Below are 22,001 nucleotides of genomic sequence, written 5' to 3' on the forward strand. Positions count from 1 at the left end.
GCCGCGCGACACGGCGATGACCAGGGGTGCTGTACACTAGTGAGAGCCTCCACGCGGCGCTATGTCACCCAACTCCCCCAGGGCAGGAATGCAGCAAGGGTAAGTGGCCTCTGACGGGTGCGTGGAGGTTTTTCTATGCGCCGACGAAGGCATTGGGACTCCATGTCGCGGTTTTGCACATCGGATGTACAAAAAATAGTGCATCGAATGTACAAAAAATACATTCAGGGGGATTGGCGGGCGGTTTTCCATGATTCGGAAGACCACGTGGGTTGTGCGGGTTTTGCCGTGAGCGGGCATGCCTGCGGCGGCTGTCTGGGGCTCGGCCGTAGAGTCTTGAGCTATGAACGACGAACAAGAACTCGACCGCGGACTGACGAGACTCGATCCGCTTGCCATACGGCCGCGTCTCTCCGGCCGTGTGGGATGCCTCGTGCTGGCGGCGGTGTTTCTGGCCGCCGCGTTCGGCATATGGTGGCTGGGCGTGTGCACGGCGGAAGGCCAATCCTATGAGGATATGGTCTGGACCTTCTTCGACGAACCCGTGACCGGATGGCTTGGCGTCCTGCTGGATGTGGTGGGCCGATCCTGGGTGGTGATCGCCATCAGCTGCGTACTGGGCGTATCGGGTCTGGTCTGCGCCGCCGTGCGTCGCCGTTGGTGGCTGCTGGGACAGATGGCCGTGTTCGCCGCCTTCTGCGCCGCGGCCGAACTGCTCAAGGATCTGCTGCCCCGGCCCTTCCTGATCAACACCGAATCGCGCGCGCTGAACTCCGCCCCTTCGGGACATACCATTCTGGCCGCCGCCGCAGGCATGCTGCTGGTATTGGCGGTGCCGCGCGTCTGCCGTGCGCTCGCCGCCCTTCTCGCCGCTGTATGGTCGGCTCTGGTGGGCGCGTCCGTCATCGTGGCCCAATGGCATCGTCCCTGCGATGTGGTGATGGCGCTGCTGTTGGTGGGCGGCATCGCCATGCTGACGATGGCGTTCACCCGACGTTCCGGCATGGACGCGATGGGTTCCCGCGCCTCATCGGCCGGTGTGCAGATCGTGGGCAGCGTGCTGCTCACCGCCGGGCTGATGGCCATGGTCTACGCCGCGTATATCGTGTGGCAGGTGCTGCCGGGCCTGTCAGTGAGCGCCTCGTGGTCGCTGTCCGGCGCGGTGGTCTCCTCGATGGTGCTGGTCGCGGCCTGCGCGGCCGTGGTGTTCGCCTCCGCCCTGGCGATGCGGCAGGTCACTGCCTCACCGCTGACCCGCATCGGCCTGATCGGCGCGCCTCCCGCGCCTCCCGCCCCAACGTCGCGCTAAGTCGCGGTCGGAGCGTCCGGACGATGCGATTATGCCGAAAACGGGCTGCGGCCGGGCGCAACAGACGCACCCGATTTGACGCTTGGCGGCATCGCATGAGTAAGATGACGCCAAGAACCCCGCATCCGTGGGGAGAATGAAGGAGCAAGCATGGCAACCGGCACCAAGCTCGTTATAGTGGAGTCCCCGACCAAGGCCCGTAAGATCGGCGGTTACTTGGGCGAGGGATACACCGTCATGGCGTCGGTGGGCCATATCCGCGATCTCGCGCAGCCCAGCCAGGTCCCCGCCGAGGAGAAGGCGAAGTTCGGCAAGTTCGGTGTGGACGTCAACGACGGGTTCCGCCCGTACTACATGGTGGGCGCCGACAAGAAGCGCACCGTCTCCGAATTGAAGGCCGCGTTGAAGGACGCCGACGAGCTGTACCTCGCCACTGATGAGGACCGCGAAGGCGAGGCCATCGCGTGGCATCTGGTGCAGACACTCAAACCCAAGGTTCCCGTCAAGCGCATGGTGTTCCACGAGATCACCAAGGACGCGATCAACGCGTCGTTGAGCCAGACCCGCGATGTGGACGGGCATATGGTCGACGCGCAGGAGACCCGACGAGTGCTCGACCGTCTGTACGGCTACGAGCTGTCGCCGGTGCTGTGGCGCAAGGTGGGACCGGGCCTGTCCGCGGGGCGTGTGCAGTCGGTGGCCACGCGTCTGATCGTGGAGCGCGAGCGCGAACGTATGGCCTTCCGCCGCGCGCCCTACTGGGATGTGGTCGCCACGCTCGGCGCGCCCGATGCGCTGGGGGAGCGCACCGAATTCAACGCGCGCATGGTCTCGCTGGGCGGCAAGCGTCTCGCCGTCTCCAAGGATTTCGGCCCCGACGGGCAGCTGACGCCCGCGGGATTCTCCGACAATGTGCTGCAGCTTGACGAGGCCGGCGCCACCGCCGCGGCCAACGCGCTTAAGTCGGCCGCGTTCACGGTGATGTCGATGGAGACCAAGCCGTACCGCCGCCGTCCGCAGCCGCCGTTCACCACCTCCACGCTGCAGCAGACCGCGGGCAACCGGCTCGGCATGAGCTCGCGCGCCACCATGCGCGCCGCACAGGGCCTGTACGAGAACGGCTACATCACCTATATGCGTACCGATTCGGTGACGCTGAGCCAAGAGGCCATCGCCGCCGCCCGCGCCAGCGTGGAATACCACTACGGCAAGGCCTTCCTATCCGATGCGCCCAAGCAGTATGCGACCAAAACCGCCGGCGCGCAGGAGGCCCACGAATGCATCCGCCCCGCGGGATCGCGCTTCCATGATCCGGCCGAACTCGCCTCGAAACTGCCGGTCGACCAGTTGCGCCTGTACACGCTGATCTGGCAGCGCACACTCGCCTCGCAGATGGCCGACGCCACCGGCTCGACCGCCACCGTGAAGCTGTCCGCCCCCACGGGCGAGACCGGCGAGGCGGTGTTCCAAGCCTCCGGCACCGTGATCGAATTCCCCGGATTCATGAAGGCCACCGGTGGGGCGGGTGCGTCCGGCGCGGCGAAATCCGCTGCGGGCGGCACCGACGCCTCCGCCGACGGGTCGGATTCGGCCGCGAAAAGCAAATCGGGCGGCAACAGCGCCGACGACAACGCCTCGCTGCCGCCGATGACCACCGGGCAGCGGCTGGACGCCTCCGAGGTCGTGGCCGACGGCCATGAGACCCAGCCGCCCGCGCGCTACACCGAAGCCTCGCTGGTCAAAACATTGGAAGCCAAGGAAATCGGCCGCCCCTCCACCTACGCGAGCATCATCTCGACGATTATGGACCGCGGATACGTGTATGAGCGCGGAAGGGCGTTGATCCCCAGCTGGCTCGCGTTCTCCGTGACCAAGCTTTTGGAGACCAACTTCCCCAAGCTGGTGGACTACCAGTTCACCGCCGATATGGAGAACGGGCTCGACCAGATCGCGCACGGCAAGGAGACCGGCCGCGAATGGCTCACCCGCTTCTACTTCGGCACCGGCGAAGGCGCGGCCTCGAACGCCGACGAGGCGCATGAGGGCCTGCAGCAGCAGGTCGCGCAGCTGGGCGAGATCGATGCCCGCGCCATCAACACCATCGACATCGGCGACGGCCTGCATGTGCGTGTGGGCCGCTACGGGCCGTATCTGGAGGATATGGAGCATACGGACGCCGAAGGCAACCCCAAGCGCGCCTCCCTGCCCGATACGCTCGCGCCCGACGAACTCACCGTCGAAGTGGGACATGATCTGATCGAGAACCATTCCGGCGGCCCGCGCGAGCTGGGTGTGGATCCGGCCACCGGCGGCACGGTCGAGGTGCGCAACGGGCGGTTTGGTCCGTATGTGGCGTTGGTGATGCCCGCCGGCGAAGGCGAGACCGCTGCGGCCGGCACTGCGGGCTCTGCGGGCGCGAAGAAAGGCTCGAAGAAGGCCGATGCCGCGCCGCGTCCGAAGATGGCGAGCCTGTTCAAGACGATGAGCCCCGAATCGCTGACTTTGGAGGATGCGCTGCGTCTGCTCAGCCTGCCGCGCGAGGTCGGCACGTATGAGGAGGCCAACGCCGAAACCGGCGAGGTGAGCCAGGTGACCGTCGCCGCCAACAACGGCCGCTACGGCCCGTATCTGACGAAAACCACGCCCGACGGCAAGTCCGAGACGCGCTCGCTGGGCTCGGAGGACGAGATCTTCACCGTGGACGTGGACAAGGCCAAGGAACTGTTCTCCCAGCCGAAATACGGGCGTGGACGCGGACGCGGTGCGGCCAAGCCGCCGCTGCGCGAGTTGGGCGCGGATCCGGAAACCGGCAAGCCCGTGACCATCAAGGACGGGCGGTTCGGCGCGTATATCACCGATGGCGAGACGAACCGCACGCTGCCGCGCCAGTATGCGCCCGAGACGATCGAACCGGCCGACGCGTTCCGCCTGCTGGCGGAGAAGCGCGCGGCGGGACCCTCGACCCGTGGGCGAGGCGGTCGTGGTCGCGCCGCCTCGGCGAAGGGTGCGAAAGGCACGAAAGCCGCGCCGAAGGTGAACGCCGCGGAGGCGAAACGCGCCGAGCGTCGCGCCGAGGTGAGGAAGCTCGCCGACAAGGGATGGGCCAACACGCGCATCGCCGAGAAGATCGGCTCCACCGCGGCGACCGTGAAGGGCGACATCGATTGGCTGACCGCCAACGAAGGCTACACGCGCCCCGCCGTGGTGGCCAAGGCCCCGAGCAGCAAGAAGTAAAATGAGCGGACTGTCCATCTCCTTCGAGGACGAACAGCCCAGTGGGCTGTTCGTGACAGCGAGCAGCGATAGCGTAGCGAGCGTAGATCGCCAAACCGTTGATCGTTGGAAGCAATGAGGTAAAGATGTGCGGACTATTCATCTCGATGGAAGGCATCGACGGCGTAGGCAAATCCACCCAAGTCGAGCGTCTGCGCGCCTTCGCCGAATCCCTGGGACGTGAGGTCGTGGTGACGCGCGAGCCGGGCGGCACCGCGCTTGGCGTGGCCATCCGCCGTATGCTGCTGCACGGCGTCGACGGCGCGGCCGCGGATATTTCCCCGCGTGCCGAGGCACTGCTGTTCGCTGCCGACCGAGCGCAGCATGTCGCCGAGGTGATCCGCCCGGCTCTGGATCGCGGCGCGGTGGTGATCACCGACCGGTATCTCGACTCGTCGCTGGCCTATCAGGCGGGCGGGCGTGAACTGACTGCTGAGGAGATCCGTTCGCTCAGCATGTGGGCCACATGTGAGCTGTTGCCCGCGCGCACCTATCTGCTGGATATGGATCCGGCCGCGTCGCACGCCAGACTGCGGCATGACGAGGATCGCATGGAATCCGCCGGCGACGGCTTCCAAGCGCGTACGCGGCAGGCGTTTCTCGATTTGGCCGCCGCCGAACCGAACCGATTCCGCGTGGTCGACGCGGGCCGGAGCATCGACGAGGTGTGGGCGGCGATCCGCGAGGATTGCGGTGAGCTGTTGGATCCGGACCTGCCGGGCCAGACTGAGAACGGCGGCGTGCGATGAGCGTATGGGATTCCATTATCGGGCAGAAGCCGGTGGTCGATATGCTCAGCCATGTCGCATCCGGCGATCCCAAGCAGATCACCCAATCATGGCTGATCTGCGGCCCTCCCGGGTCGGGGCGATCCAATATGGCGCGCGCCTTCGCGGCCGCGTTGGAAAGCCCGGACCATGGCCTGGGCGAGGAGATGACACGCGTGTCCAGCCAGGTGCTGGCCGGCACCCATCCCGACGTGACCGTGCTCGCCACCGACAAGGTGACCATCGGCATCGACGAGGTGCGCGATCTGATCACCGTCTCCGAACAGATGCCCAGCACCGCGCCGTGGCGCATCATCATCATCGAGGACGTCGACCGCATGCTCGAGCGCACCACCAACGTGCTGCTCAAGGAGATCGAGGAGCCGGCCGAGCATTGCATCTGGCTGCTATGCGCCCCAAGCGCGCAGGATGTGCTGCCGACCATCCGCTCGCGCACGCGCATCGTGAACCTCGCGGTGCCCAGCGCGCAGGCCGTCGCGGAATTCCTGGAAGCCGACACTGGCGTGGACGCGCATATCGCCCGCCGTGCCGCGCGGCTGGCCGAAGGCCATATCGGCATCGCGCGCATGTACGCCACCGACGAGCGGGCCATGTCGGACCGTGACGAATTGGTTTCGGGTGTGCTGCGGCTGTCGCGCGCCTCGGACGCCGTGTTGTTGGCCGGCGATCTTATCGACAACGCCAAGGCGCAGGCCGAGACGGATGCCGAACGTCGATTGGGGCGGGCGGAGGCGGAGTTCCGCCGCGTGAACGGTTTGGGGGAAAAGGACCGCATTCCGCCGAAACTGCGCGGCGCCTACAACGATGCCGTCGGCAAGAAGGATGATACGAAACGGTTCGTCACGCGGCGCACGCGCGACGTGCTCGACCGGGCGCTCAACTCCATCGCCTCGGTGTATCGCGATGTGGCCGTGTTGCAGAACAACGCCGAGGATTCGGTCGGGTTGGTGAATCTGGAGAACCGCACGGCAATCACCGAATTGTCGGCGCGGTTGAGCCGTTCGGCGGTGGTGTCGCGGCTCGATGAGGTGTCCACAGCGCGCAGACGTCTCGCCGGCAACGGCAATCCCACACTGGTGTTCGAAGCCCTTTTCTGCGCGCTGATGCCGTAGGCGTCCCGCGCCCAACGGAAGGCCATGCTCTCCCGTCTCATAAGCGGCGGCGCCTCTCCACGTCATCCTGAGCGGAGCCCGTAGGGCGGAGTCGAAGGATCTCGTGACGATTGTTCGATCAGAGATCCTTGCGCCTCGCTACGCTCCGCTCAGGACGACGGGGAGAGGCGCCGCCATTTGGGATGATGGAAGTGGCTTCCGCCTGGGATGACGGGGGAGGCTTCCGCTGGGGGTGTCGGCCTACTCGGCTTTGGTGAGCGTGGCGATGAGCTCGTCGGCCACGGATTCGGCGTTATCGCCTTCGACGACAAGTTCGACGGCGTCGCCCTGCTTGATACCCAATCCCATCACCGACAGGATCGAGCCCGCGGGAACCGGTGACCCGCCCTGCTTGGCGATGGTGACCGTGCAGCCGGAGGCCGTGGCGGCGCGTGAGAACTCCGCTGCCGGACGGGCGTGAATGCCCACGGGATCGTTGATGGTGGTGGTGCGGGTTGCTGTTGCCATGGGTGGCCTCCTTGGGTCTGGATGCGGCGCCGGCGTTGGCGCTGCCGAGAATGCGCAACGCGACGGTCGCGTTGGCTGGCGTTCAACATTTTTAAGTATATACTATTAACAAATTGCGTATGCGCGCATGACGAGGTGTCGGCAAGGGAGTGGATACCCGTTGAAATTGGCCGGATTGTACCGACCGTGATAAAAAAGGAGCCCTCTTATGAAAATCAAGGGTGTTGGTATTGGACGTGGTGTTGCGGTTGGTCCGGTGATTCGTATGGCGCCGCCGTTGGCGGAGCCGGCGGATGCGCCGCGTGCGGAGGGCGTTACGGCCGAGAGTGAGATCGCGCGTGCGCGCGAGTCGCTGGCCCGCGTGAACGCCGATCTGAACCGCCGTGCGGCCGAAGCGGCCCAAGGCGACGAAGGCGCCAAGCAGGCGGCCCCGATTCTCGAGGCGATCGCCATGTTCGCCTCCGACCCCGCGCTGGCCACCTCCATTGAAGGATTGATCTCAGACGGCAAAACCGCCGAACGCGCGGTGCTTGAAGGCTTCGGCCAGGTCGAGGAGATGTTCCGCATGATCGGCGGATATCAGGCCGAACGCGCCGCGGACCTGCACGACGTCGGCCAGCGTGTGATCGCCGATCTGATGGGCGTGGCCGCTCCGGGTGTGCCGGTGAGCGATACCCCGTTCGTGCTCGTGGCCGAGGATCTCTCGCCCGCCGACACCGCCGGACTTGATATGGATAAAACGCTCGCCATCGTCACCTCTCAGGGTGGCCCCACCTCGCATACCGCGATCCTCGCCCGCGCCCTCGGCATCGTTTCCGTCGTCTCCGCCGCCGAAGCCGCCGATCTGACCGATGGAGCCACCGTGATCGTGGACGCTGCGCACGGTGAGATCACCGTCGATCCGACCGACGAACAGATCGCCGCCGCCGAAGCCGCCAAGGCGCAGGCCGCCAAAGCCAAGGAGTTGCGCGGCCAGCCGGGCGGCACCAAGGACGGCACGCATATTCCGCTGCTCGCCAACGTGGGCAAGCCCGCCGACGCCGCCTCCGCCTTGGAATACGGCGCCGAAGGCGTGGGCTTGTTCCGCACGGAGTTCCTGTTCATCGGCAACAGCGAGCCGCCGAGCGTGGAGGAGCAGACCAAGGCCTATGCCGAACTGCTTTCGCAGTTCCCCGGCAAGAAGGTGGTCATCCGCTTGCTCGACGCCGGTGCCGACAAGCCGCTGCCGTTCCTGACCCCCGAGGATGAGCCGAATCCGGCGCTCGGTCTGCGCGGTCTGCGCACCCTGCGCGCGCATAAGGACGTGCTCGAAGGGCAGCTGCGCGCCTTGGCCGCGGCCGACGCGCAAACCGACGCCGACCTGTGGGTGATGGCCCCGATGGTCGCCGACCAGTGGGAATCCGACTACTTCGTGAAGTTGGGCAAAAGCTTCGGACTTAAGAAGGTCGGCGCGATGGCCGAGGTGCCGTCGATCGCGCTGATGGCCGACAAAGTCGCCGAAGTGGCGGACTTCGTCTCCATCGGCACCAACGATCTGACCCAATACACGATGGCCGCCGACCGCACGCTCGGCTCGGTCGCCGGCTATCAGACCGCCTGGCATCCGGCGGTGCTGCGCGCGATCAAGCTGATCTGCGACGCGGGCAACGCGCACGGCATGCCGGTGGGCGTATGCGGCGAGGCCGCGGCCGACCCCGATCTGGCCGTCGTGCTGGCCGGACTGGGCGTCAACTCGCTGTCGATGACCCCGGTGGCACTGGACGACGTGCGCGCCGCGCTCGCCGATGTGACCATCGACGAAGCCCGCGCCAAAGCCGCTGCCGCGCTCAACGGCGACTGCTACCAGCCCGCCCAGTAGACGGTGCCTCTCAAGATGACGCGGGCGTTTCCCATGGGTTGATCAGGGGGATGCCCGCGTCTTCGAAATCCTTGACGTTGCGTGTGGCCACCGCGCATCCGTTGGCGCGCGCGATGGCGGCGATCTGCGCATCCTGTGTGCTGACGGGCCGGCCCATGCGCTGCCGTTTCGCCCTGATGTCGGCGTAGGCTATGGCCGCCGCGGCGTCGAAGGCAAAGGTGCGGCTCTGGTAGTACTCCATCGTGCGCGCGATGGTTTCGCAGTATGCCCGCTTGCGATGCCCCTCCGGCAGCAGCGCGACGCCGAACAGCAGCTCTCCCACGGTGATTGCGGTCAGATGCAGCCGGTCGACCGGGGTCGAGATCAGCCAATCCACCACATTGGGGTTCGGACTCGGACTCATGGCCTCGGAGACGACGTTGGTGTCGAGAATGACGGGCCGTCTCATGATTGCTCACCTCCGCTTGATGCGGCCGAATCCGCGAACGGAGGGTGGGGTTGGCTGAAATCCCGATCCGGCAGGGGGAGCGGCTCGTCGTTTTCGGTGATGCCGTTATCGCTCATGATGCGACGGATGTCGGCCAGCCAATCCGCGCCGGTGGCGACGGTCCGGTCTTTCTCCTCGATGTACCTGCGCGTGACCTCTTCGACCACGGAGCGCAGTTCGGCCTCGGCGGACCGGCCGTGGTCCTTGGCCATCTGCTTGAACTGCTCGGCCACCTCATCATCCAGTTTGCGCAGCGTGAATGTCGCCATGGTGCCTCCTTGCGGGCCAAGTGCCTTCGTCGAACCGTATACCAACAATGCTAGCATAATGCTGTCACATACGCGACGTATGATGGAACAGGACCTGCGGATGGGCGACAGGCAAAGGAAAGAAGGCCAGCAATGAAGATCTCAGCCGATTTCACCGTGATCCCGGACGCTTTCGCCAAGGCGGCGGCACCGGAATACCGTGCGGGCGGCGTACCCGTCATCTCCTTTCCGTTCTATATCGACGATGTGTCGCCCGAGGCCCGCTATCTGCACTGGGAATTCACCGATCCCGATTCGATTCCCGTCTGCGGGTTCGAATGGATCCACTGGTCCGTGGCGAATCTGCCGATCGAGGCGCTGATGTTCGACTTCAACGACTCGCACGCGCTCGCCATCCCGCCGGATTTCTCCCGCCAGATGCCCGCGATGATTCCCGAGGCCGTACAGGGGCGCAACTCGTCCGCCTCGAAATTCGTGGGGCGCGAGAACGATCCCGCCGTGATCATGCGCTACAACGGGCCGCAGCCGCCCGACAAGGACCACGACTACTACCTGCATGTGTGGGCCACCAAGAAGCCGCTGCCGGGACTCAACCAGGGCTTCTGGCTCAACGAGATGCACCACGCTCTGCGTGGACTCGATGAGGTTCCCGACCAGACCGGCATCTTCCTGACCGGCGAGGCGTGACGTCGGCGCGGACTTACCGCCGCCACGATACACTCGTAGAGGTTTGTTTTCGTCAGAAAGGACGTGCATTTCATGGCCTGCACCACGATTCTGGTCGGCAAGGACGCGAGCTATGACGGCTCCACCATCATCGCCCGCAACGAGGATTCCGCGAACGGCGAGTTCTGCCCCAAGCGTTTCGTCGTCGTCACGCCCGAGGAACAGCCTCGGCATTACCGCGCGGTGATCTCCCACGTGGAAATCGACCTGCCGGACGATCCCATGCGGTACACCGCCGTGCCGAACGCCGATCTCAAGGAGGGCATCTGGGGCGAGGCCGGCGTGAACGAGGCGAATGTGGCGATGAGCGCCACCGAAACCCTCACCACCAACGAGCGCGTGCTCGGCGCGGATCCGTTCGTGGAGCTCGTGCCCGCCGAGGGCAGGAATCCGGAGATTCCCGGCGGCATCGGCGAGGAGGATTTCCTCACCCTGGTGCTGCCGTATGTGACCACCGCCCGCGAGGGTGTGGAGCGTCTTGGCGCGCTGCTCGAGGAATACGGCACCTATGAGATGAACGGCGTCGCTTTCTCCGATGTGGACGAGATCTGGTGGATGGAAACCGTGGGCGGCCACCATTGGATCGCCAAGCGCGTGCCCGACGAGGCGTATGTGACCATGCCCAACCAGCTGGGCATCGACGAATTCGATCTGGACGACGCGTTGGGCGAGCAGGAGGAGCATATGTGCTCCGCCGATCTGGGCGAATGGATCGAACGCAACCATCTGGACCTGTCGGTCGAACCCGCCTCGCCGTTCAACCCGCGTGACGCCTTCGGCTCGCACTCCGACGCCGACCATGTGTACAACACGCCCCGCGCGTGGTGGATGCAGCGCTTCCTCAACCCCTACGACGAGGTGTGGGACGGCCCCGACGCGGAACACAAGCCGGAAAGCAACGACATTCCGTGGGCCCGCCAGCCCGAACGCAAGGTGACGATCGAAGACATCAAATACGTGCTCTCCGGCCACTATCAGGGCACGCCGTACGATCCGTACGGCAAGCTCGGCGACGAGCGCACCCGCCACATGTACCGTCCGATCGGCATCAACCGCCAGAGCCAGCTCGCCGTGCTGCAGATCCGCCCGTACCGCCCGCAGGTCTCGCGAGCGATCCAGTGGATGGCGTACGGCTCCAATCCGTTCAATACGCTGGTGCCGTTCTATGCGAATGTGGACACGACGCCGGAGTATCTGGCGGACACCACCACGCGCGTGACCACCGAGAACTTCTACTGGGCCAACCGTGTGATCGCCGCCCTGTGCGACGGTGCGTTCGCCGACACCTCCAACGCGGTGGCGCGCTACCAGGAGAAGACGGGCGCGTACGGCCATGCGATGCTCGCCGCCACGGATGAGAAGATCGCTCAGCTCACCGGCATCGCGCTGGACGCCGAATTCGACGCCGACGAGACGGATGGCGACGTGCAGCCGATGGATCCGGACGGGATCATCGAGGAGATTCGGGCCGGCGCGCAGGCGCGTGGCCTCCTCGTCGCCGCCAACCAGGAGCTGGCCGACAAGCTCAAGGCCGACACCGACAAGCTGCTCGACTCCGTGCTGTTCACCCGCAGCATGGCTATGAGCAACGGCTTCCATCTTTCCGATTTCTGAGATCCCTGCGCCTCGCTCGGGATGACAGAGAGATACCCCTCGTCGTCCCGAGCGAGTCGCACGGATTTCTTCCGGAAACGTGGTTTCGTCATTCCGAGCGGAGTCGAGGAATCTCACGCTTACTCATCACCCACACCGCCACATAGTCCGCTAAGAAAGGACCAGATATGACCGATATCAAGGACTTCACCAGCCAATACGGATTGGTTGAGAAAATCGACGCTTTCGGCTATCTCGACGCGCTGAACGCCAATCCGGACGCCCCGCGCAAGCACGGCAAAGTCGTGCTGGTCACGGCCGATACCCCGCTGATGGCCTCCCGCGGCGAAGGCAAAACCACCACCACCATCGCCCTGATCGACGCGCTTAACAAGCGTGGGGTGGATGCGGCCGCCGTGCTGCGTCAGCCGAGCATGGGCATCACCGCCGCCGGTTCCAAGGGCGGCGCGTCAGGTGGCGGCAAGGCCTCGCTCACCCATCCCGAACTCATCGACTGGGGTCTGACCGGCGAGATGGCCGCCATCGCCGCCGCGCAGAACCTGCTCGTCTCCTTCGCGGAGAAGGCCATCGACGAGGGACGTCTCGACGACATCCTCGTGCCGCGCGTCTCCGAAGTGCCAAGCCGCTCGCTGCGCGCGATCACCGTGGATGCCGGCAAGAACAACGTGGCCGAGAAGGTTGTGCTCACACCGACCTGCGAGCTTATGCAGATCGTGTGCCTGTCGCGTTCGATGGACGAGATCGGACGCCGTGTGGCCGCGATGATCGCCGGCACCAAGGACGGCAAGGCCGTGACCTTCGGCGAGTTCATCGACTTGTGGCGCATCACCGACATGCTCGCCGGCGCCGTGATGCCGGCTAAGACGGAGACCATGAACGGCTCGCCCGTCTACGTGCATGGCGGTCCCTTCGCCAACGTGTCCATCGGCATTCCGACGCTCGCTTCGGTGCAGATGGCCTGCTCGCTGCATGATGTGGTGATCGTCGAGGCCGGGTATGGCGCCGACGCCGGCGCGCAGAAGTGGCTGGACATCGCATGCCGCGAGTACGGCGCGCAGTGGCCGTCCGCCGCTATCGTCGTGACCCGCGCCTCCACGTGGCGCGACGACGCGGAACTCGCCTGGCGCTACCCCTTCCATGTGGATCGTCTGGAGAAGCTGGACATCCCCACCTTCCCGCTGGTCAATCTGTGGGACGGCGAGGACGATCAGATTCCGGCGCTGCGGGACACCGCCAAGGAGCTGGAATTCCGCGAGCCGATCATCGGCAACCTGTACCGCGACGGCGGCGAGGCGCTGGCTCCGCAGCTCGACCAGTTCGTGGACGCGCTGCTCAACGGCGCGATGCCGGCCGCGCCCCATAGCCACAAGGGCATGCCGTTGGTGGAGAACGTGAAGTGGATCGCCGAGCAGGCCTATGGCGTGCCTGCCGAACGCGTGGTGCTTAAGGACGGTTTCGCCGCCTCCCTGACCGAGGCGAACGAGCTGTGCGCGGGCGCTGGCGTGTCGTTGGACGATATGGCGGTGGTCGCGGTCAAGTCTCCCGCGACGATGACCGACAACGACCGCGCCGGCGAGGATGAGCGCACGGTGACCTTGAAGAAGGTCGAAGTGCATGCGGGCGCCGGCCTGGTGCACGTGAACCTCACCACCAGCCTGACCACGCCGATGCCGAAGATCGTCTGACGAGGGACAGGCCGTTTGGAATGATGAGGGGGCGTTGCGTCGAGTGGCGCAACGCCCCCTCTTGCGTGGGTGCGAAGACTTAGAAATTGCCGCCGTTCCAGCCCCAGTCGGAGGTGGCGGTGTAGCGGATGTAGGTGCGGTCCTGCGGAATGCCGAGTGTGGATTCGAGCGCGTCCATGATCTGGCGGGTGAGCTCCTCCCACACGGAGCCGGGCACGGCGGAACGGCCGAGCATATTCACCTCCACATAGGCGGCGGGCGCGCTGTCGTCGCCGCCGAAGTAGATCGGCATATCGTCCTCGAACGGGCACATCAGCCAGCCCTCGGATTTGCCGGGAACGGCGGTGATCGCCTTGCCATAGGCTGCTTTCAGCGTTTCGCGCTGTTCGGGCGTGGTGGCGACGGACACATGGGTGTGGATGACGGGCATGATGCCTCCTTGGATTACGGACGATATTCCGTACCCATCATAGGCCGCGCCAAATGCCTCGGCCACGCTTGACGCGATGTGCGGGCGGACCGGCGGCGGAATCGCGGGAATAAAGGATTCTCTGTGTGAATGGGGGAGAATCGGGCGGCTGCGTCGCACGAGACGTGTTTAATGGGCGATTGTGAAAAAACTGATTGAGCAGCTTATGAAGTTCGGCATCGTGGGTGTGATCGCCTTCGTCATTGATTACGGTCTGATGAACCTGCTGCTGGCGTTCCATATGCACAACATCCTCGCCAGCACCATCTCGTTCCTGATCTCCCTGGCCTTCAACTATCTGGCGAGCATGAAGTTCGTGTTCAAGCACCGCCCCGATATGGCCCGATGGATGGAGATCCTCATCTTCGTCTCGGCGTCGGTGGTCGGCCTGTTCATCAACGAGCTCATCATCTACATCTCCACATTCGGCATGAACCATGACGCCATGGTCACGCAGCATGCCGAATATATGGTCCGTACCAACATCGGCAAGCTCATCGCCACCGCCGTGGTGATGGTCTGGAACTTCCTGATCCGCAAGTGGCTGCTGGATGACACCCACACCAATGCGATGAACCGTCTCAAGCGCGCCGACAACCGCCTGACCCCCGAACAGCTCGAAGCCAAATGGGAGAACAGCTTCTCGCACCGGCTCGGTCTGTGGTCGCTAGAGCATACGCCCCAAGGCTGGCCGAAGTAGGCGGCGACACATACGAAAAGCCCGTTGGAATCTGAACTGGGATGCAGTTCAAATTCCAACGGGCTTTTCTTTATTCGTCATGTCGAGCGGAACGCAGTGGAGTCGAGACATCTCGGCGGACTGAGATGCCTCGACTTCGGCTTCGCCTTCGCTCGGCATGACGAAGGAGAGTGGGGTCTTCGTATGGCATGACGAAGGAGGAGGGGATGGCATGCCGAGGAAAAGCGCTTCGCTCGGCATGACGAAGTTCACACGGCGACTTCGGTGAGGGTGGGCTGTTCGGTGCTGGACTTGATCTGCTTGAAGCCGATGAACGCGATCACCAGCGAAGCCAACGCCAGCACGGTCACCACCGTGAATCCGCCGTGCGAGCCGTAGCGGTCGATGAACTGGCCCGCGATCGCGGAACCGGCCGACGAGCCGATGGAGTTCATCGCGCCCATCCACGCCACGCCCTCGGTGAAGCGGGTCGGCGGCACGAGATGCAGCATCAGCTGGTTGCCGTTGATCCACGTGGGCGCCTGGCAGACGCCGATCACCAGATAGATGAGCATGATCACCCACAGATGCTGGGCGAACATGAACGTGCCGATGCCGATGTTCACCACGGCCAGGCAGAAGTAGAAGCGCTTCCACAGCGGAATCGTCCAGTTCTTCGCGCCGTACAGCAGCGCGCCCACCAGCGAGCTGAAGGAGAAGCAGGCGAACACGAAGCCCGTGTACTGCTTCATATCCTGCTCGGTGGCGAAGGCGATGATCGAAATGCCGGTGGCCGACTGGAACGCGCCCAGCGAGAACCAGGTGACGCACACGGCGATCAGACCCGGCCCCCAGATGGACTCCTTGGCGGCGGTCGCCTGCTCGGCCAACGCCACCTCGATCGCGGCGCGGATCTCATCCTCCGAAGCGCCCTGCGCGCGCTTCTCGCGACGCACGGTTTCGGCGATGGTCTCCGTCTTCAGAGCCGCCGCCTTGGCCGCCTCATGCTCGCGGTATTCCTTGCGGGTCATGCCGGCTTCACGCGCCAGATCGGTCTGGCTCGGCGGTTCGGTGCTCAATTCGGTGAGCACCATCAGCGCGCCGATCACCACGCACATGCCGGTGAACGAGAACGCGAGCAAGCCGGAGATCACGGCCAATGTGGAGGCGAGCGGATTGCCGATCACCCACATGCACTCGTCGAATACGCCCGACAGGCTCAACGCGCGGTTCGTGCGCTCGGAATCGCCTTTCAGCAGGCGGGTCCAGCGGGCGCGGCTCATCGCACCCCACGGCGGAATCGCCGCCAGGAACGGCACGATGCAGAACAGCACCCATTCCGGCGCATGCGCGTTGATGCTCGAGATCATCGCGGTGGCGGCGACCATCCACACGATAATCGTGGGAATGGAGACACGTCGTTGGCCGAACGTGTCGACGAGCCTACCGAGCACCGGGCTGACCACGGCCAGCGAGATCGCCTGCACTGCGGTCAGCGCGCCGGCCAGCGAGTAGTTGCCGTAGAAATGCTGCACCGAAATGGTGATGGTCATGCCGACCATCGGGAACGGCATGCATGCGATCACGGAGCCGATGGAGAAGCGTGCGGTATGCGGTATGCGCAACAGCTCCGCGTACCCGCCGAACAGACGGCGTCCCAGATCCCTGACGATGTTTACTGACTCATGTGACATGACAAATCCACGCTCCTTTCCGCTCCCGACTGGATGTTCCCCGGCGTTTGGCGTCGCGCCGGAGCCCTCATCGATACTGATGTGCTGTGTCCATGGTCGCGCAAAGTTTGCGTGAATGAGAGATCCCCTCTTCGCATATTTGCGTCGAGACAACTCTAATCGCAGCACCGGTCACGACACGCGGTACATTGGTATATCGGAGCAAGGTTTTTCCCCATGAAGGGGCAACGTCGAGGAAGGTCGGCAGATGAGCGCAACCACCATTCATTTCGTCCGTCACGGCAAGGTGTTCAACCCCGACCATCTGCTGTACGAGCGGCTGCCCGATTTCCACCTGTCGAACCGCGGACGGCGCATGGCGGAGGCCACCGGCGCCTATATCGCCGCGAATCCGCAGATGAACACGGTGGCGGCCGTCTACTCCTCGCCGCTCGACCGTACGCGCGAGACCGCGGGCGCGATCCTCGAGGCGCTTAACCGCGTGCGCGCCGAACGCGGCGAGGACGCGCTCGAACTCATCACCGACGAGCGGGTGATCGAAGCGGAGAACGAATTCCGCGGCAAGCGCATCGGCCATGGTGAGGGCGCGCTGTGGCGCAACGGCAACTGGAAGCTCGTACGCAACCTATACAAGCCCAGCTGGGGCGAGTCGTACCGGCATATCGCCGAGCGCATGGACGCGTTCGCGCGCGAGAAAGTGGCGCAATACCCGGGCCAACAGATCGTCGTCGTCAGCCATGAATCCCCCATCTGGAGCTACCGGCACATGCTGGAGACCGGGCATCCCGAACATTGGATGTTCCTGCGGCGCACGGCCCTCGCCTCCGTGACGAGCGTGACCTACGACAACGAGACCGGGCGTGTGATGTCAATCACCTATGTCGACCCTGCGGCCGACGTGAAATAGCGCGAGAATGGAGACGGCGCCGACTTGAGCCGTCCGCTCGGGCGGGCGCGGCCTGCGTCGTCGTGACCGATGTGACCGACGTGCGCGACATGACCGGCGTGACGGCCGGCTTGGCCGAGCGAAGGCGGGAAACCCGACATAACGCTTCCGTCGAGGGAAGCGGCGAAGGAGCTGATATGAACACCGCAGAAATCGAGCAGGTGGCCGCGCATCCCGCGGTGCGGCAGGCCGCCGAGGCGGGTGCCGCGCTGGTGGACCTGTGGCCGTTGAGCGACGCGAGGCAGTTGGACAATGACGCGAAATACGCCGAGGAACTGCAGGTGCGCGTCACGCGCGCGTTCGCCGCGGTGATGACCGGGCTCGACGTGACCATGCCCGACGCGGAATTCGTCTATGAGGGCGCGGACGAGATTCCGGGCCGCCCGCAGGAGATCGTGGACGCGCTGCTGGACGCCAACGACGCCTACGACACGATGGGGGAGTTCTCGGATAGCGGGGATGCGGGGCTGTTGTACGAGGCGGCGCGTCTGCTGGGCGTGGAGTGGGACGCTTCGGTGCGCGATGCGGTGGGCCGCATTATCGCCGATGCGCAGGAGGCGTTGGATGACGGTGCCTCCGGAAGCGCGGCGTCGCTGGCCCGACGTTTCGCGGTGGCGCTGTGCGCGTGCCATCAGTTGGTGAACGCCGTTGCGGGGTCGCGTGACGATGAGGATGCGAATTCGAGCGCGGGTGCCGTCGCTGATGAAGCTGACGCCGCCCGGAGCGTGCTGCCGGTGCTGCTGTTCGTCAACGAACTGCGGGAGCGCTATGGGATTCCGCGCATCTGTCTGACCTCCGAACAGATCCGCACGCTGGTCGCAACGCGCGAATCGCTGGATGACCTGGTGGCATTCGTCGCCCCTCTGGCCGGCGAGGAATGGGCCAAGCATCGCGAGGATGTGCTGTGGGATCCGGACGAGGCGAAAAAGCGTGCCAAAGAGGAGGATGAGCGGCGCAACAAGGAGGCGCTCGCCGCCAAATTCGCGCATATCAAGGACGATCCGAACAAGCCCCACGTGGAACTCTAATCAACGAAAAGACCCCTGCCCGGGCCGTACTTGCGACTGTCATACGAATCGCAGGTAGGTCTGGCAGGGGGCTTTACGTATGTCGACGACTACCGTCCGTACTGGCTTTGTCCGTACGGGGACTGGCCGTTGTCACCGTCGCCCTGTGGCTGTCCGTACTGGGCAGACTGGGGGTATCCCGGGGCCGTTGTGGGATAGGTCTGGCCATATTCCGGTTGCGCCGCGGTGGCCGGTGCCGCGGACTGAGGCGGCTGGGGATAGCTGCCGTAGGGGTTCTGCTGGTCGTAGCCCATCGGCTGCGTGGGCATTCCTTGCGCGGGCATTCCCGGCATAGGCTGCTGGGGTGCCGGCTGATACGGCATGTAATCGTCGTCAAAGCGCGCGCCCTCGGGCTTGGATGCCGACGCCATGAACACGATATAGACGACGAACGCGATCAGGCTGATCAGTCCGCCGAGGAACATCACACCGAGGCCGCCGGTTGCGAAGTCGGCATAGTCTGCGCTGCCATAGCTGCCCATCGCGCCGAAGAAGAACGCGCCGCCGCCGGCCACTATGATGATCATGCCGATGCACATCACGCCGTAAAGAATGGCCAGCCACCAGCCGGGCTTGTTCGTGTCGTGCAGACGCCGCACGGCCAGCGCCAGTCCCGGAACCAACGTGGCGATCGCCCACAGGGTGCTCAGGAACGACAGTCCGTTATCGCCGCCATCGGTGATGATCTGCAGCACGACGTCGATGGCGGTGGCGCACAGTACCCACCACCAGAACTCACTGCGTGAGGCGCGGCCTTTGAACACCGCGTACTTCTTCCAGAAGCGCAGGAACGCCTCGGGAAGGGGGCAGCCGTAATACGGCTTGTTCAGCGGCGGCGCGCCACCCGCCTCGCTCGCGTACGGAGCGCCGGCATACGCGCCGGAGGGCGCGCCGTACGGTTGCGCGGGCGGGACATACGCGTTGGCGGGATTGCCGTACGGGTCGCCGCCATATGGTTGCGCGGGCTGCTCGTACGCGTTGGGCTGCGTGTAGGGATTGGACTGGTCGTACGGGTTGGTCTGGGTGTACGAACCAGGCTGGGTGTACTGATCAGGCTGGGGCGCGGCCGCCTGGTATTGCGGCACCTGCGCGTAAGCGTCGGTTGATTGTGCGGACGGATCGGTCTGCTGCCCGTACTGGCCGGTCGGCTGCGTGTACTGCGGCGCCTGCGGTGCGGTCTGGTCATATTGCGGCAGCGGCGGCACCTGCGGTACTTGTGGCATTTGCGGCGTCTGCGGGACCTCCGTCGACCGGGCCTCGGTGCCAGGCGTGGGATCCTGCGGTTGCGGGGTTTGGTTGGGATCAGTCATTGCTTCCCCTTTCTCAAGACGAATGGCGTCTCCACCATTCTCGCATATCCCGCCCGGGACCCACGGGTTTCCACGGGTATTGCCCGTAGGAGGAATGTCAGTCGCCGGATTCGTTGAAGGCGATGGTGTCGTCCGGGCCGAGCAGCACGCGCTCGAGCAGTGAGATAGCGCCGATCAGCAGGCCCGTCATCGCCACCACCGCCACGGTGGCGGAGAAGATCAAGGGGATGCGGAAGGAGTTGAACGCGGCCTGCAGCCAGATGCCCAGACCGTTCATCGCACCGAGATATTCCGCGGTGACGGCGGTGCCGAACACGTAGGCGGCGGTGATGCGCACGCCGCCGAAGATCTGGCGCGCGGCGACCACCAGCTTCACATGGATCAGCGTCCAGCCGCGGGTCGCGCCGCAGGTGAGCGCCACATCCTCATAGAAGCGCGGCACCGCGTTCAGTCCGCGCGCGGTCTGCACGGCCACGGGAAACACGCCGAACACGGCGACGATCACGATTTTGCCGAACGTCGCGAAGCCGAACCAGATCATGAACAGCGGCGCGATGGTGATCAGCGGAATCGTCTGCGCGCCCACCAGCAGCGGCATGCACGCGCGGTCGAAGGTGCGCCACAGATGCAGGCCGATACCGATCGCCAAACCGGCCGCCACGGCGATCAGAAAGCCGGTCAGCGCCTCGTAGGCGGTGATGGCGGAGGCCTCCATCAGCTCCGGCCAGGTGTCGACGATGGACGCCGCGATCTGGCTGGGCGCGGCGAGCACCCGTTCGGAGACATGACCGAGCCGCACCGCCGCCTCCCATACGCCGAGCAGTACGGCGACGGTGATCGTCGGCGGGGCGATACGGGCGGCAAGCGATGCGCGGGCGGTCATACGTCTCTCCTTACGGGGCGTGCGTTTGTCATGTTGTGCGGGGCGGCCATTTTCTCCGTCATCCTGAGCGAAGGCCGTTAGGCCGGAGTCGAAGGATCTCACGCCATTACGGATGCAAGTGAGATTTTTGCGCCTCTCTACGTTCCGCTCAGGATGACGAAAACGCTCAGGAATGCGGGCTATTGCGCGAATTCGTTGGTGGCGAGATCCTCGGCCTGCGGGGCCTGGGCGAGGGGGTCGCCGTCGGCGTCCGTATAGGTGCCGGCCTCGTATTGGAAGTCGAGATAGGCTTGGGCGTCGTCGAAGTTCACGGTGCCGGGCAGCGACGTGGCGTCGCCGTCGGTCCAATAGGCGCCGTCGAGGATCTCCTGCATCGAAGCCTTGACGAGCGTTTCGTCGAGCTGCGCGGTGGAGGCGGCCTTCACCAGGATTTCGGCGGCCTCGTCCGGATGGGCGAGCGCGTAATCGTAGCCGCGCTTGGTCGCCTCGATGAACTTGCCCAGCGCCTCCTTGTTGCCGGCGTCGTCCAGCCAGGAGGATTTCACCGCGAAGCCGAGCTGGTCAGGATTGCCGGGCACACCCCAGTCGCCGGCCACGAAGCAGTTCAGCGCCGGGCCGTTGAGTTCGGACTCCACGTTCTCCCACGTGGCGTAGAACCCGCCGAAATCGCCCTGGCCCGAGGTGAGCGTTTCGAAGGTGCTGGTGCCGGCCGTGGCGGTTTCGAACTCACCGGTGCCGCCCGCGTTCTTGATCATCTGCTGGACGACAGCGGTCTGTTCGGCCGAGCCGAAACTCACGAAGGTTTTGCCGTCGAAATCCTTCGGCGAGGTGATGTCGGTGCGGGAGGCCAGCGCGCACCAGCGGGCCACCTGCTTCTGCGTCAGGTCGAACACGAACTTCAGATCGGAGCCCTGCGCGTTGAACGCCGCCACATTGCTTAACGTGGTGAAGCCGACGTTCGCCACGCCGTTCTCCACGCTGACCTCGGCGCCGGCCTGGGCGGTCGGCAGAATCGTCACATCCACGCCGGCCTCGTCGTAATAGCCCAGCTCCTGCGCCACATACAGGCCGATATGGTTCGTGTTCGGCGTCCAATCCAACATGAACGACACGGAGTCCGTGGAGGAGTCGGCCGAACCGGCGGTGTCATCGCCGCCGCAAGCGGCAAGAGAGGCGATCAGGCAGGCGGCCCCAACCATGGCCGCGGCCTTGCGCAATTCCATCTTCTTCATCTATTCACCTTGCTTTCCGCGCGATCAAGCGCGATCCCAAGGTCTGAGGCGGAAGCGACGGGAAGGTGAGGAGCCCGCGCGCGCATCAGACCA

19 protein-coding genes, 1 other RNA gene and 1 pseudogene are annotated in these 22,001 nt (G+C 64.9%); 13 read left to right on the forward strand and 8 right to left on the reverse strand.

Features of this window, described 5'->3' with window-relative positions; translation table 11 throughout:
* The first annotated feature begins 40 nt into the window (after positions 1-40).
* From ffs to BE0216_RS08605, 6 genes and pseudogenes are all read left to right on the forward strand, one after another.
* An RNA gene (gene ffs / locus BE0216_RS08585) (signal recognition particle sRNA small type) lies at positions 41-137 on the forward strand.
* A gap of 206 nt (positions 138-343) precedes the next feature.
* Positions 344-1,309, forward strand: a complete 966-nt coding sequence (locus BE0216_RS08590) for a phosphatase PAP2 family protein (RefSeq protein ID WP_094637601.1) — start codon at positions 344-346, stop codon at positions 1,307-1,309.
* 150 nt (positions 1,310-1,459) lie between these two features.
* Positions 1,460-3,680, forward strand: a pseudogene (topA, locus tag BE0216_RS08595) (type I DNA topoisomerase); the annotation flags it as partial.
* Positions 3,671-4,543 (forward strand): topoisomerase C-terminal repeat-containing protein, encoded by an 873-nt coding sequence (locus BE0216_RS12225; protein WP_404801830.1) that lies wholly within the window; start codon positions 3,671-3,673, stop codon positions 4,541-4,543. The pseudogene topA and the gene BE0216_RS12225, both read left to right, overlap by 10 nt.
* Before the next feature lie 125 nt (positions 4,544-4,668).
* A complete protein-coding gene (gene tmk, locus BE0216_RS08600) occupies positions 4,669-5,331 on the forward strand; it encodes a dTMP kinase (RefSeq protein ID WP_094637603.1) in 663 nt (220 codons plus the stop codon).
* The gene (locus BE0216_RS08605; protein ID WP_094637604.1) at positions 5,328-6,482 is read left to right on the forward strand and encodes a DNA polymerase III subunit delta'; all 1,155 of its coding nucleotides are present in this window, start codon (positions 5,328-5,330) and stop codon (positions 6,480-6,482) included. Before tmk ends, BE0216_RS08605 begins: the two co-directional genes overlap by 4 nt.
* Positions 6,483-6,722: 240 nt before the next feature.
* Here BE0216_RS08605 and BE0216_RS08610 read toward each other — a convergent pair whose 3' ends face one another.
* On the reverse strand, positions 6,723-6,989 hold the full coding sequence (locus tag BE0216_RS08610) for an HPr family phosphocarrier protein (protein WP_094637605.1): 267 nt from the start codon (positions 6,987-6,989) through the stop codon (positions 6,723-6,725).
* 208 nt (positions 6,990-7,197) lie between these two features.
* Between BE0216_RS08610 and ptsP the strand changes: the two genes are divergently transcribed.
* Positions 7,198-8,847 (forward strand): phosphoenolpyruvate--protein phosphotransferase, encoded by a 1,650-nt coding sequence (ptsP, locus tag BE0216_RS08615; RefSeq protein WP_094637606.1) that lies wholly within the window; start codon positions 7,198-7,200, stop codon positions 8,845-8,847.
* A 10-nt stretch (positions 8,848-8,857) separates the two neighbouring features.
* Here ptsP and BE0216_RS08620 read toward each other — a convergent pair whose 3' ends face one another.
* Together BE0216_RS08620 and BE0216_RS08625 are read right to left on the reverse strand one after the other, a co-directional pair.
* Positions 8,858-9,295 carry a type II toxin-antitoxin system VapC family toxin gene (locus tag BE0216_RS08620; RefSeq protein WP_094637607.1) on the reverse strand — a complete coding sequence of 146 codons (438 nt, stop codon included), beginning with the start codon at positions 9,293-9,295 and terminating at the stop codon, positions 8,858-8,860.
* Positions 9,292-9,603: a FitA-like ribbon-helix-helix domain-containing protein gene (locus BE0216_RS08625; RefSeq protein ID WP_094637608.1), complete on the reverse strand. Its 312-nt coding sequence runs from the start codon at positions 9,601-9,603 to the stop codon at positions 9,292-9,294. Before BE0216_RS08625 ends, BE0216_RS08620 begins: the two co-directional genes overlap by 4 nt.
* A gap of 132 nt (positions 9,604-9,735) precedes the next feature.
* Here BE0216_RS08625 and BE0216_RS08630 point away from each other — a divergent pair, with 132 nt between their 5' ends.
* The 3 genes from BE0216_RS08630 (at position 9,736) to BE0216_RS08640 (ending at position 13,628) form a co-directional block, all read left to right on the forward strand.
* Entirely contained in the window at positions 9,736-10,290 is a 555-nt protein-coding gene (locus BE0216_RS08630) for a YbhB/YbcL family Raf kinase inhibitor-like protein (RefSeq protein WP_094637609.1), read from the forward strand.
* Between the two features lie 72 nt (positions 10,291-10,362).
* Positions 10,363-11,943 (forward strand): C69 family dipeptidase, encoded by a 1,581-nt coding sequence (locus tag BE0216_RS08635; protein WP_094637610.1) that lies wholly within the window; start codon positions 10,363-10,365, stop codon positions 11,941-11,943.
* Between the two features lie 167 nt (positions 11,944-12,110).
* Positions 12,111-13,628 carry a formate--tetrahydrofolate ligase gene (locus BE0216_RS08640; protein WP_094637611.1) on the forward strand — a complete coding sequence of 506 codons (1,518 nt, stop codon included), beginning with the start codon at positions 12,111-12,113 and terminating at the stop codon, positions 13,626-13,628.
* Positions 13,629-13,707: 79 nt separating this feature from the next.
* On the opposite strand, the gene BE0216_RS08645 is transcribed toward BE0216_RS08640, so the two are convergent.
* Positions 13,708-14,058 (reverse strand): phenylpyruvate tautomerase MIF-related protein, encoded by a 351-nt coding sequence (locus tag BE0216_RS08645; protein ID WP_094637612.1) that lies wholly within the window; start codon positions 14,056-14,058, stop codon positions 13,708-13,710.
* A 205-nt stretch (positions 14,059-14,263) separates the two neighbouring features.
* On the opposite strand from BE0216_RS08645, the gene BE0216_RS08650 reads away from it, so the two are divergent.
* On the forward strand, positions 14,264-14,797 hold the full coding sequence (locus BE0216_RS08650) for a GtrA family protein (RefSeq protein WP_094637613.1): 534 nt from the start codon (positions 14,264-14,266) through the stop codon (positions 14,795-14,797).
* A 248-nt stretch (positions 14,798-15,045) separates the two neighbouring features.
* Here the strand turns inward: BE0216_RS08650 and BE0216_RS08655 are convergent, their stop codons facing one another.
* Positions 15,046-16,470, reverse strand: coding sequence for an MFS transporter (locus tag BE0216_RS08655; RefSeq protein WP_094637614.1), 1,425 nt, complete (start codon positions 16,468-16,470; stop codon positions 15,046-15,048).
* A gap of 247 nt (positions 16,471-16,717) precedes the next feature.
* Between BE0216_RS08655 and BE0216_RS08660 the strand changes: the two genes are divergently transcribed.
* Both BE0216_RS08660 and BE0216_RS08665 read left to right on the forward strand, forming a co-directional pair.
* Positions 16,718-17,377 carry a histidine phosphatase family protein gene (locus BE0216_RS08660; protein ID WP_094637615.1) on the forward strand — a complete coding sequence of 220 codons (660 nt, stop codon included), beginning with the start codon at positions 16,718-16,720 and terminating at the stop codon, positions 17,375-17,377.
* A 176-nt stretch (positions 17,378-17,553) separates the two neighbouring features.
* Positions 17,554-18,444 (forward strand): hypothetical protein, encoded by an 891-nt coding sequence (locus BE0216_RS08665; RefSeq protein ID WP_094637616.1) that lies wholly within the window; start codon positions 17,554-17,556, stop codon positions 18,442-18,444.
* An 89-nt stretch (positions 18,445-18,533) separates the two neighbouring features.
* Here BE0216_RS08665 and BE0216_RS08670 read toward each other — a convergent pair whose 3' ends face one another.
* The 3 genes from BE0216_RS08670 to BE0216_RS08680 form a co-directional block, all read right to left on the reverse strand.
* On the reverse strand, positions 18,534-19,793 hold the full coding sequence (locus tag BE0216_RS08670; protein WP_226805754.1) for a DUF805 domain-containing protein: 1,260 nt from the start codon (positions 19,791-19,793) through the stop codon (positions 18,534-18,536).
* A 97-nt stretch (positions 19,794-19,890) separates the two neighbouring features.
* Positions 19,891-20,676 (reverse strand): ABC transporter permease, encoded by a 786-nt coding sequence (locus tag BE0216_RS08675; protein WP_094637617.1) that lies wholly within the window; start codon positions 20,674-20,676, stop codon positions 19,891-19,893.
* 179 nt (positions 20,677-20,855) lie between these two features.
* A complete protein-coding gene (locus tag BE0216_RS08680; protein WP_094637618.1) occupies positions 20,856-21,908 on the reverse strand; it encodes an ABC transporter substrate-binding protein in 1,053 nt (350 codons plus the stop codon).
* Positions 21,909-22,001: the final 93 nt, after the last annotated feature.

The sequence above is a fragment of the Bifidobacterium eulemuris genome (assembly GCF_014898155.1).
Taxonomy (GTDB): Bacteria; Actinomycetota; Actinomycetes; order Actinomycetales; family Bifidobacteriaceae; genus Bifidobacterium; species Bifidobacterium eulemuris.

Coding starts and splice junctions, on each gene's coding strand:
- BE0216_RS08590 (WP_094637601.1), top strand. CDS start 344: ATGAACGACGAACAAGAACTCGACCGCGGACTGACGAGACTCGATCCG.
- BE0216_RS08665 (WP_094637616.1), top strand. CDS start 17,554: ATGAACACCGCAGAAATCGAGCAGGTGGCCGCGCATCCCGCGGTGCGG.
- BE0216_RS08655 (WP_094637614.1), bottom strand. CDS start 16,470: ATGTCACATGAGTCAGTAAACATCGTCAGGGATCTGGGACGCCGTCTG.
- ptsP (WP_094637606.1), top strand. CDS start 7,198: ATGAAAATCAAGGGTGTTGGTATTGGACGTGGTGTTGCGGTTGGTCCG.
- BE0216_RS08650 (WP_094637613.1), top strand. CDS start 14,264: ATGAAGTTCGGCATCGTGGGTGTGATCGCCTTCGTCATTGATTACGGT.
- BE0216_RS08660 (WP_094637615.1), top strand. CDS start 16,718: ATGAGCGCAACCACCATTCATTTCGTCCGTCACGGCAAGGTGTTCAAC.
- BE0216_RS08670 (WP_226805754.1), bottom strand. CDS start 19,793: ATGACTGATCCCAACCAAACCCCGCAACCGCAGGATCCCACGCCTGGC.
- BE0216_RS08680 (WP_094637618.1), bottom strand. CDS start 21,908: ATGAAGAAGATGGAATTGCGCAAGGCCGCGGCCATGGTTGGGGCCGCC.
- BE0216_RS08635 (WP_094637610.1), top strand. CDS start 10,363: ATGGCCTGCACCACGATTCTGGTCGGCAAGGACGCGAGCTATGACGGC.
- BE0216_RS08675 (WP_094637617.1), bottom strand. CDS start 20,676: ATGACCGCCCGCGCATCGCTTGCCGCCCGTATCGCCCCGCCGACGATC.
- BE0216_RS08630 (WP_094637609.1), top strand. CDS start 9,736: ATGAAGATCTCAGCCGATTTCACCGTGATCCCGGACGCTTTCGCCAAG.
- BE0216_RS12225 (WP_404801830.1), top strand. CDS start 3,671: ATGCCCGCCGGCGAAGGCGAGACCGCTGCGGCCGGCACTGCGGGCTCT.
- BE0216_RS08640 (WP_094637611.1), top strand. CDS start 12,111: ATGACCGATATCAAGGACTTCACCAGCCAATACGGATTGGTTGAGAAA.
- BE0216_RS08605 (WP_094637604.1), top strand. CDS start 5,328: ATGAGCGTATGGGATTCCATTATCGGGCAGAAGCCGGTGGTCGATATG.
- tmk (WP_094637603.1), top strand. CDS start 4,669: ATGTGCGGACTATTCATCTCGATGGAAGGCATCGACGGCGTAGGCAAA.
- BE0216_RS08610 (WP_094637605.1), bottom strand. CDS start 6,989: ATGGCAACAGCAACCCGCACCACCACCATCAACGATCCCGTGGGCATT.
- BE0216_RS08620 (WP_094637607.1), bottom strand. CDS start 9,295: ATGAGACGGCCCGTCATTCTCGACACCAACGTCGTCTCCGAGGCCATG.
- BE0216_RS08625 (WP_094637608.1), bottom strand. CDS start 9,603: ATGGCGACATTCACGCTGCGCAAACTGGATGATGAGGTGGCCGAGCAG.
- BE0216_RS08645 (WP_094637612.1), bottom strand. CDS start 14,058: ATGCCCGTCATCCACACCCATGTGTCCGTCGCCACCACGCCCGAACAG.